The organism is Pantanalinema rosaneae CENA516, from assembly GCF_050753385.1.
Taxonomy (GTDB): Bacteria; Cyanobacteriota; Cyanobacteriia; order Leptolyngbyales; family Leptolyngbyaceae; genus Pantanalinema; species Pantanalinema rosaneae.
Genome location: NZ_JBLZFZ010000017.1, coordinates 113,748 through 122,242 on the forward strand (window position 1 = coordinate 113,748; position 8,495 = coordinate 122,242).

The following is an 8,495-nucleotide window of genomic DNA, read 5'->3' on the forward strand; positions in this document are numbered from 1 at the left end:
AATCACCGAAAAATCGTGCTTTCCCGGTTCCAGCGATCGCAACGCCTCCCTACTCAGCCCTCATCACTCATCAATGGACATGACCCACTGACCGACATCCTGAGGAAAGAACACATCTGATCGAACGGCTGAGGATGATATTTCTTCCCCATCTAGAGGTTCTAGCTGCGAGATCCAGATCTGGACAGACTCCTCAGTCTGATTGGCTCGATGCGCCATTTGTGCCATATAGCCAATATAATTTCCCATTAAAAAATAAACGGCGACTAAGGCGGCGGCTGAAAACGCCACTAACGTTCCCGCCAGCATTAATGAAAATTCGCGCCGATCCATCGCCTCCTGCATCAAATGCAGTGACCAGGCAACCAAAGCAACCGTAATAGCAAGAATTGTAATCAGCATATTTTACAAATTGTAACAGTTACTCAGGCAAAGCTGCCAGATGCGGAGTCAAAAGAAATTTAACTCTAGAGTAAGAGAGCTTTAAAGATTTGGGTGAAATCTACTGAATCTATTTAGCTTGACGACGATCGCAGACTCAAGCCGCCAGCGATCGCACCGGCACATGATGATCTGCCAGATAAGACTTTATCTGAGAAACGGTTAACTGTCCGTAATGCAGTAATGACGCTAATAGGGCGGCCTCCGCTTTGCCATCCGTCAACGCTTCATAAATATGGTGACAATTCCCTGCCCCCCCGGAAGCAATCACGGGAATTTCGACCCGATCAGCGATCGTCCGAGTTAGCTCCAGGTCGTAGCCCGCCTGAGTGCCATCGGCATCCATACTGGTGATGAGTAATTCTCCGGCTCCCCGTTGGGTGACTTCCTCTGCCCAGGCGATCGCATCTAATCCGGTATTCTCTCGTCCGCCTCGAACATAGACATCCCAGCCGGGATTCTGGGGATCTTGCCGCCGTCGCGCATCGATCGCCACCACAATACATTGGTTACCAAACCGATCGCTGGCGCGGTTGATGAAATCCGGGTCACGCACAGCCGCCGAATTAAGGCTCACCTTATCCGCCCCAGCCCTTAACAATTGTTTAATTGTTTCTAAGTTTTGAATTCCACCTCCGACCGTCAGTGGAATAAAGACCTGATCGGCAGTTCGGTAGACTACATCGATAATAATATCCCGGTCTTCATGAGTGGCTGTAATATCCAGAAACACTAGCTCATCGGCACCTGCCTGGTTATACGCCTGCGCTAATTCCACTGGATCCCCAGCATCCTTCAGGTCTACAAAATTCACGCCTTTCACGACCCGACCCGCTTTTACATCCAGACAAGGTAAAATCCGTTTTGCCAGCATTTGAAGTTCAAAAATCGTAAACATTCACGCCTGAATTTTAACCTTGTACACGACGCTGATACACTGATTTTTGGTTGATTGTCTTGGAGTAGAAATGGAAGTCGGTCAAAAGGTTCGGATTTGTCGGTTACGCGATCGTGTATCAGATGCGGTTGTCAAGCGTCTGGGGCAAGTCGGCACGATCCAAAGCTACAAAATGACGGATGGCAGTGGAGTCGGTGTCCTGATTCAGTTTGACGACAAGTTCGCGACCTGGTTTTTTGAAGATGAGGTCGAACCTGCCTCGTAAGCGTCTGCTGAAAATACGCCTGACAGAATACTAGACCGCTTGCGGATGTGCGACATACTGGTTGAAAACGGCGATATTTGCGGCGCAAGCATCGCCAGTTGCAAGAAGTCTATGTAGAAATCACTCATGGCACTGATCTTGACATTTTTAGGCAAAGGCGGAGTCGGTCGGACTACCATCGCGATCGCAGCCGCCAAACGGCTTGCCAGTCAGGGCAAACGCGTACTACTGGCAAGTCAGTCGCCGGGACCTGCCCTCGGCATCATGCTCGGAGCCGCCAGTTTGGGGACAGATCCTCAGGAACTTGCTGCCAATTTTGAGGTTGTGCAACTGCATACAGCCACCTTATTGGAACGCAGTTGGGATGAATTGAAAAAACTGGAAACTCAATACCTCCGTACACCATTCTTCAAGGAAGTATTTGGGCAGGAGTTGGGGGTTTTGCCAGGAATGGATAGTGCGCTGGCACTCAACGCCCTGCGGGAATATGATGCCAGTGGCAAGTATGACGCGATCGTGTACGACGGGGCAGGCGATCAAACCACCCTACGAATGCTGGGTATGCCAGAAATTTTTAGCTGGTATTTGCGGCGATTCCGGCGAGTGTTTGCCGACTCAGATTTAGGCAAAACGGTGATGCCACTGTTACAACCGATCGCCAGCACCGTCCTGAATGTCAGTTGGTCGGGCGATATGTTTGATCAACCCGCCGCCAAACAGGCAACGAACATCCTGGAGGACGGGAAGGCGGCTGTAGCGGATCCAAATCGGGTTGCCGCTTATCTGGTCACGACTCCGGATGAAGCCGCGATCGTCACAGCGAAGTATCTCTGGGGGGCGGCACAACAAATTGGCGTGACAGTAGGTGGCGTGATCCTGAATCAAGCCGATCGCTCACATAGTACCAACGACACCTTTGAGCCACTGCCTGTCGCCACCGTACCAACCCAAGCCGTGAATGACTGGCAACCCCTGGTAGATGCCCTGCCGAACTTTGATCAAGCCGCTCAAGCCTCCCGACCGATCGCGATTAATGTCGCCGAACGGAAGGTTAGCCTGTTTTTACCGGGGTTCGATCGCAAACACATCAAACTGACCCAATATGGGCCTGAAATTACGGTAGAAGCAGGCGACCAACGCCGGAACTTGATGTTGCCCCCCGAACTCAGTGGTAAACCTGTGGCGGGTGCTAAGTTTCAGGATGGCTTTTTGATTATTTCCTTCTAACGCAGCGATTCCGTTTACCCTACCTTTTCCCCTTATGTCTGATCAGAATCCTTCCCAAGTATCTGGAGATACCACGCTGCCCCCAGCAGTGGATCCGATCGCTACCCCCAATTCGCTGAATGAAGCCAATGAATCGGGTGAAGCTTCCCTCGATCGCAGTGCCAAAACGCGGCAAATGCTGGGGATGAAAGGGGCGCAAACCGGAGAAACCTCGATCTGGAAAATTCGGCTTCAGTTGATGAAACCGATTACCTGGATTCCTTTGATCTGGGGCGTTGTCTGTGGTGCCGCATCATCGGGCAAGTTTGTCTGGTCAATCGATCATGTCTTGATTGCTGCCGCCTGTATGTTGATGTCGGGCCCGCTCCTGACGGGATACACCCAAACAATCAATGATTTCTATGATCGCGAGATTGATGCAATCAATGAACCCTACCGTCCAATTCCCTCCGGCGCGATTTCGATTCCGCAGGTGATTACGCAGGTTTGGGTGTTGTTACTGGGAGGGATTCTGGTCGCCTATGGGCTGGATCGCTGGGCAGGACATAGTTTTCCGACTATCACCGTCATGGCGATCGTGGGTTCCTTCATCTCCTATATTTACTCCGCCCCACCTCTGAAACTGAAACAAAATGGCTGGTTGGGCAACTATGCGCTGGGTGCCAGCTACATCGCGTTACCGTGGTGGGCAGGACAAGCCTTGTTTGGTGATCTGACTCCAACCATCATGGGTCTGACGTTGGTCTATAGTTTGGCAGGATTGGGGATTGCGGTCGTGAATGACTTCAAAAGTGTGGAAGGCGATCGGCAACTCGGACTAAAATCTTTACCAGTCATGTTTGGGGTGCAAAAAGCTGCCTGGATCTGCGTTTTGATGATTGACATCTTCCAGGCTGGCATGGCTGCCTACTTGATCCATATTCACCAAAACCTGTATGCTGCCATTTTAATGTTGTTAATCATCCCGCAAATTACCTTTCAAGACATGTATTTTCTCCGCAATCCTCTGGAGAACGACGTGAAATACCAAGCCAGCGCTCAGCCATTTCTGGTTTTAGGAATGCTAGTGGCAGCTTTAGCTTTAGGTCATGCCGTGGTTTGACACAACGCTTTTCTCTCTTAAGATCCATAGACTATTGGTACACCGCTATAGGAAAGTACTAGCTCTAACTAGTGGTTGGACACCACCTGTAATCACACATTATTCAGGGGTTCGGTTGTCTTTAAGGAGAATTAATCTCCTATCGTAAAATATGAGCGAACGACGGTTTCAGTGGCGGTGAGGTCTAGTGTGGACAATTTTATCTCGAAGCTTAAAAGTTTGTCGGTTAAAGTAAGTGAGCCAAGCTCCCTCAGAACCAAGACTGATAAATTCTCTGATGGGGGCACAGCCTCGGCATCGAATGGTCAAGCGACGAATGGCACCGCGAAGCAACGACGCGCTGCGCGATCGCGCCAACGTCCCAAAATTAAGATTCCACCTAAACTGAAGCAAGTCGCTGACACCCTGAAACTCCCGCAGGCAGCTAGAGCGATCGGGCAAATTCCTAAGTTGTCCTACAAAGGGCGCTCTATCTACCGCTATAAGCGATTCTGGTTAGTCATTTTGGGCATCGGGACAGGTGGGACTCTGGCATGGGGCTATTGGACGCTTGACCAGAGCCTGCCCAGTACAGATGAGATCAATCGGTTTGTTCGCAGTCAAACACTGACGATCAAAGCGATGGATGGTTCAGTCCTGCAACAAACGGGACCTGCCACCCGCGAAACCCTGACCTACAAACAAATTCCGTCTCTGGTCAGTAATGCCTTTATTGCGGCTGAAGATCGGCGGTTCTACCAGCACAATGGTATTGATTATCAATCCATTCTGCGGGCGGTTGCTACCAACATCGTGGCAAGGGATGTCGTGGAAGGTGGTAGCACCATCACCCAGCAGTTGGCAAGAATCGTTTATCTGACGCAGGAGCGCAGCCTGGATCGCAAAATCCGGGAAGCGATGATGGCACAGAAGATCGATCGCGAACTCAGTAAAGAACAAATTCTTGAACGGTATCTAAACCTGGTTTATCTCGGGTCAGAGGCTTATGGGGTGGCAGATGCCGCTTGGGTCTATTTCAGTAAACCAGTCAGCAAACTAACCCTATCCGAAGCCGCGACGATCGCCGGACTGCCCCCTGCCCCCAGTGAATACTCGCCCCTGGTGGATCAGGAAAAAGCCCGCCAACGTCGGGATATTGTGCTGGGACGGATGCAGGAACAGGGTTTCATAACTGCCGCAGAAGCTGACGCTGCTAAGGCTGAAGCCATTAAACTCAAACCCAGTATTCCTAAACGGCTATTTAGTGCTGCACCGTCGTTTACTAGTTACATTCGCCAAGAGCTGCCAAAATATGTCTCAAAGGATGATCTAGAAGTTGGTGGACTGACGATCGAAACCACCTTGAATCCTAAGTGGCAGAAAGCGGCAGAAGAGGTGATCAACAGTGCTGTTGCCAATGAGGGCTACTATGAAGCCTTTGGGCAAGCCGCCTTAGTGACGATCGATTCAGCCACTGGAGAAATCCGGGCGATGGTGGGTGGATACGAATTTAAGGAAGGACAATTTAACCGCGCCACCCAGGCTCAACGCCAACCCGGATCATCATTTAAAGGGATTTTGTACGCCGCTGCGATCGCCACCGGGCTGTCACCTTACGATGGCTACCTGGATGCCCCCTTTGTGGTGGACGGGTACCGCCCAAAGAATGCCAATCGCAAGTATGGCGGTTGGATGTCCCTGCGGGATGCGCTGACCAACTCGGTCAACATCGTCTCGGTCAAAGTCTTGATTGATACAGGATTTGATCCTGTGATCAAGTTAGCGCAGCAAATGGGCATTCAGTCCAAACTCCTACCGACCTATTCCCTGGCACTGGGGACATCCGAAGTGAACCTGCTGGAGTTGACCAATGCCTATGCCACGATGGCAAATCAGGGGAAATACATCCCTGCCCATGGGATTCGCCGGGTGATCGATCGGCAGGGTCAGGTGATTTATGATGCCAGCTTTAAGCCCAAACAGGTGGTGGATAAAACCACATCAGCGATCATCTCCTGGATGATGCAAGGTGTGGTGAATAGTGGCACAGGTCAACCAGCAAGGCTCGATCGTCAGGTCGCTGGCAAAACCGGCACTTCAGAACAAGCCCGAGATTTATGGTTTGTTGGCTTTATTCCCCAGTTAGCCACCGGCGTTTGGCTAGGTAATGACGATAACACACCGACCTGGAGTGCCAGCACCACGGCCGCCGCTGTCTGGCATGATTTTATGGTGAGTGCGACGAAGGGAATGCCTGTTAAATACTTCCCAGAATTGCCAAATGTTGATGGGCGCAAAGGCAGCATTAAGGCTAAACCAGTTACCCCGTCACGCTCCTATACCGCCAGTTATGATTCCGATGAATCACCGGAATCCAGTTCTAGTTCTGGTTCTTCCGGCTCATCCTCCTATGACAATTCTTCGTCCTACAGTTCTGGGTCAGGCTCGTATTCGGACGGGGGTTCCTATAGCTCGGGTAGCAGCGAGTCTTACCAGGAGCCAGCCCCCCGCGCCGCCGAACCAGCCCCGGTCGAGGCTCCCGTCGAGGCTCCCGCTCCCGTGGAAGCTCCAGCCGATACCGCCGAACCCCTGCCTCCGCCCGTTGATGTGGCTCCACCGGCCCCCGCGTCCGGAGGTCAGTAGTCGAAGTTCAGCCAGCCGGAAAGGGTAACTAAAACTCCAGGCAGATGTTTTACTGCTAGAAAGTTTTTATGCTGGCTATATTGGTTTTTTAGAATCTCTTAGATCAAAAGGAGTGATACTAATGCATTTGTTAATGGATGTAGCAGCTAGCGGTCCTCATTTTCCCTTTGCCTTTACCGCCGTGTATGTGATTGGTTTCATTGCGGCTGTCTCGATCGGCTCGATCGCCTGGTACAATTCAAAGCGCCCGGTAGGCTGGGAAGATAAGGAGCGCCCTGATTTTGTCCCCGATGTGAAAAAAGAGGAAAATCCTGGGCTGTAGTTACTCCATGCTTCACTCCAGCATTAGTTAATCGGCTCAAGCTTAAACATTTTCCCAAGGTAGAGATCGGATCATTGTCATGATTACCCTTGTACCTTGGGAATTGTCATGCCATCCACAACTGATGAAATTAATTTTCTAATTTAGCAATCCAACGTTGGTAAACATTACGGATAGCTCGTAGCACAGAATGATCATTTGCTGTTGACCCTTCAGCACTGGGATCTAATAACTGTAAGTTAGTCAACAATTTCGCTTCTTCACTATCCACTGTGCCATCACTATAGATCAGCCCACTAATGGCTTCGATCAACTGTTGACACGCTTCTGAACTGGGACGATCGCCCAAATACTCCTTCACCCAGCCATAACATTCCGCTGGACTGACGGCACGTAGCTCATACAACAACGGTTGAATCTCTGGATCATCAGCGATGCCCTTCTCCTTTGCTACCCGATGTAAGTAATCACGCTCCTCAGGCTGCACTTTGCCATCAATCCAGGCTGTGCCAATCAGGATTTTGACGAGATTTTTGACCGTAGGATTGGCTTCCATAGTTTTTCCTGCCGTTTATTCAATCTGCGATCGCCTACACCCTATACCCTACCTCACATCATCGGCTTGGTAAGTAATTTCCAACGGCAGACATGAAAATTTGCAGCCATCAACCAGTCTGGTGTAACTGTGCCATAAAGAAGCCATCCATCTGATGTTGATGAGGTAAGACCTTGATCCAACCTTCGGGCAAGGCATAGGCAGCAGGCGGCGACTGGGGAGCAGGCGGTAGAAGCTTCCAGGCAGCGTGGTTTGCCAGAAACGCGGTAATCAACTGTTCATTTTCCGCCGGATGTAAGGTACAGGTGGCATAGACTAACGTGCCACCCGGTTTCACCCAGGTTGTCGTTTGCTGAAGTAATTCGGTCTGCAACTGCACTAACTCCTGTACCCGCTCCGGAGTTTGTCGCCAACGGGCATCGGCATGACGGTGCAGTGTCCCTAATCCCGAACAGGGGGCATCTAATAACACCCGATCGGCGATGCCAACAAATTCTGGGATCTGCCGACTATCGCCCGTGTGTATCCGAATCGACTGTAAAGCGAGGCGATCGCAGTTCTGTTGAAGTTTTTTCAGCCGTGAGGGAGTTTTATCACATGCCCAAATAGTGCCGCGATCGCCCATCAGTTCAGCAATATGAGCCGTTTTACCCCCAGGAGCCGCACAGGCATCAATCACCACTTCTCCCGCTTGGGGATGCAACAAATGACTAACCAGTTGAGCGCTGCTATCCTGCACCATCCACCAGCCCTCTTGAAACCCAGGTAATGCTTGAATGGAGCCAACGGGGTGCATCAATCGCAAGGCTTGCGGTAGTGAATTAACCTGCTGTACCGCTACTCCCTGCTGCTTCATTGCCGCCATCACCTGCTCTAAGGAGGTTTTCAGGGGATTAATCCGTAGATCGATCGGGGGCGGTTGATTCATCCAGTCACACAGTTGCGCGGTCGCCTCCCAGCCAAACTGTTCCTGCCAGACTTGCACGATCCAATCAGGATAACTGTGGAGGATGCCAAGACGGGCGATCGGGTCGGAGGGGAGACTGTCTCTTATACACATCT

At 51.0% G+C, this 8,495-nt stretch carries 9 protein-coding genes; 5 read left to right on the forward strand and 4 right to left on the reverse strand.

Going from position 1 to position 8,495, the window contains the following annotated elements; translation table 11 throughout:
• Positions 1 to 63 precede the first annotated feature (63 nt).
• Both ACN4EK_RS12450 and hisF read right to left on the reverse strand, forming a co-directional pair.
• Positions 64 to 402: a hypothetical protein gene (locus ACN4EK_RS12450; protein WP_431658215.1), complete on the reverse strand. Its 339-nt coding sequence runs from the start codon at positions 400 to 402 to the stop codon at positions 64 to 66.
• 136 nt (positions 403 to 538) lie between these two features.
• A complete protein-coding gene (gene hisF / locus ACN4EK_RS12455) occupies positions 539 to 1,339 on the reverse strand; it encodes an imidazole glycerol phosphate synthase subunit HisF (RefSeq protein ID WP_431658216.1) in 801 nt (266 codons plus the stop codon).
• Positions 1,340 to 1,409: 70 nt separating this feature from the next.
• Between hisF and petP the strand changes: the two genes are divergently transcribed.
• The 5 genes from petP (at position 1,410) to psb35 (ending at position 6,877) form a co-directional block, all read left to right on the forward strand.
• Positions 1,410 to 1,604 (forward strand): cytochrome b6f subunit PetP, encoded by a 195-nt coding sequence (gene petP / locus ACN4EK_RS12460; RefSeq protein ID WP_431658217.1) that lies wholly within the window; start codon positions 1,410 to 1,412, stop codon positions 1,602 to 1,604.
• A gap of 126 nt (positions 1,605 to 1,730) precedes the next feature.
• A complete protein-coding gene (locus ACN4EK_RS12465) occupies positions 1,731 to 2,831 on the forward strand; it encodes a Get3/ArsA fold putative tail anchor-mediating ATPase NosAFP (RefSeq protein ID WP_431658218.1) in 1,101 nt (366 codons plus the stop codon).
• A 34-nt stretch (positions 2,832 to 2,865) separates the two neighbouring features.
• Positions 2,866 to 3,933 carry a chlorophyll synthase ChlG gene (chlG, locus tag ACN4EK_RS12470; protein ID WP_431658219.1) on the forward strand — a complete coding sequence of 356 codons (1,068 nt, stop codon included), beginning with the start codon at positions 2,866 to 2,868 and terminating at the stop codon, positions 3,931 to 3,933.
• Positions 3,934 to 4,152: 219 nt separating this feature from the next.
• Positions 4,153 to 6,555, forward strand: coding sequence for a transglycosylase domain-containing protein (locus ACN4EK_RS12475; RefSeq protein ID WP_431658220.1), 2,403 nt, complete (start codon positions 4,153 to 4,155; stop codon positions 6,553 to 6,555).
• A gap of 121 nt (positions 6,556 to 6,676) precedes the next feature.
• Complete coding sequence (gene psb35 / locus ACN4EK_RS12480) at positions 6,677 to 6,877, forward strand: photosystem II assembly protein Psb35 (RefSeq protein WP_431658221.1); 201 nt, start codon at positions 6,677 to 6,679, stop codon at positions 6,875 to 6,877.
• Positions 6,878 to 7,007: 130 nt separating this feature from the next.
• Here psb35 and ACN4EK_RS12485 read toward each other — a convergent pair whose 3' ends face one another.
• On the reverse strand, positions 7,008 to 7,433 hold the full coding sequence (locus ACN4EK_RS12485; protein ID WP_431658222.1) for a tellurite resistance TerB family protein: 426 nt from the start codon (positions 7,431 to 7,433) through the stop codon (positions 7,008 to 7,010).
• Between the two features lie 109 nt (positions 7,434 to 7,542).
• Positions 7,543 to 8,495: 16S rRNA (cytosine(967)-C(5))-methyltransferase RsmB (gene rsmB / locus ACN4EK_RS12490; protein ID WP_431658223.1), on the reverse strand; the 953-nt coding region annotated here is incomplete at its 5' end.

Excerpts from the sequence above, each read along its gene's own strand:
- ACN4EK_RS12450 (WP_431658215.1), bottom strand. The coding sequence starts at position 402 with ATGCTGATTACAATTCTTGCTATTACGGTTGCTTTGGTTGCCTGGTCA.
- hisF (WP_431658216.1), bottom strand. The coding sequence starts at position 1,339 with ATGTTTACGATTTTTGAACTTCAAATGCTGGCAAAACGGATTTTACCT.
- petP (WP_431658217.1), top strand. The coding sequence starts at position 1,410 with ATGGAAGTCGGTCAAAAGGTTCGGATTTGTCGGTTACGCGATCGTGTA.
- ACN4EK_RS12465 (WP_431658218.1), top strand. The coding sequence starts at position 1,731 with ATGGCACTGATCTTGACATTTTTAGGCAAAGGCGGAGTCGGTCGGACT.
- chlG (WP_431658219.1), top strand. The coding sequence starts at position 2,866 with ATGTCTGATCAGAATCCTTCCCAAGTATCTGGAGATACCACGCTGCCC.
- psb35 (WP_431658221.1), top strand. The coding sequence starts at position 6,677 with ATGCATTTGTTAATGGATGTAGCAGCTAGCGGTCCTCATTTTCCCTTT.
- ACN4EK_RS12485 (WP_431658222.1), bottom strand. The coding sequence starts at position 7,433 with ATGGAAGCCAATCCTACGGTCAAAAATCTCGTCAAAATCCTGATTGGC.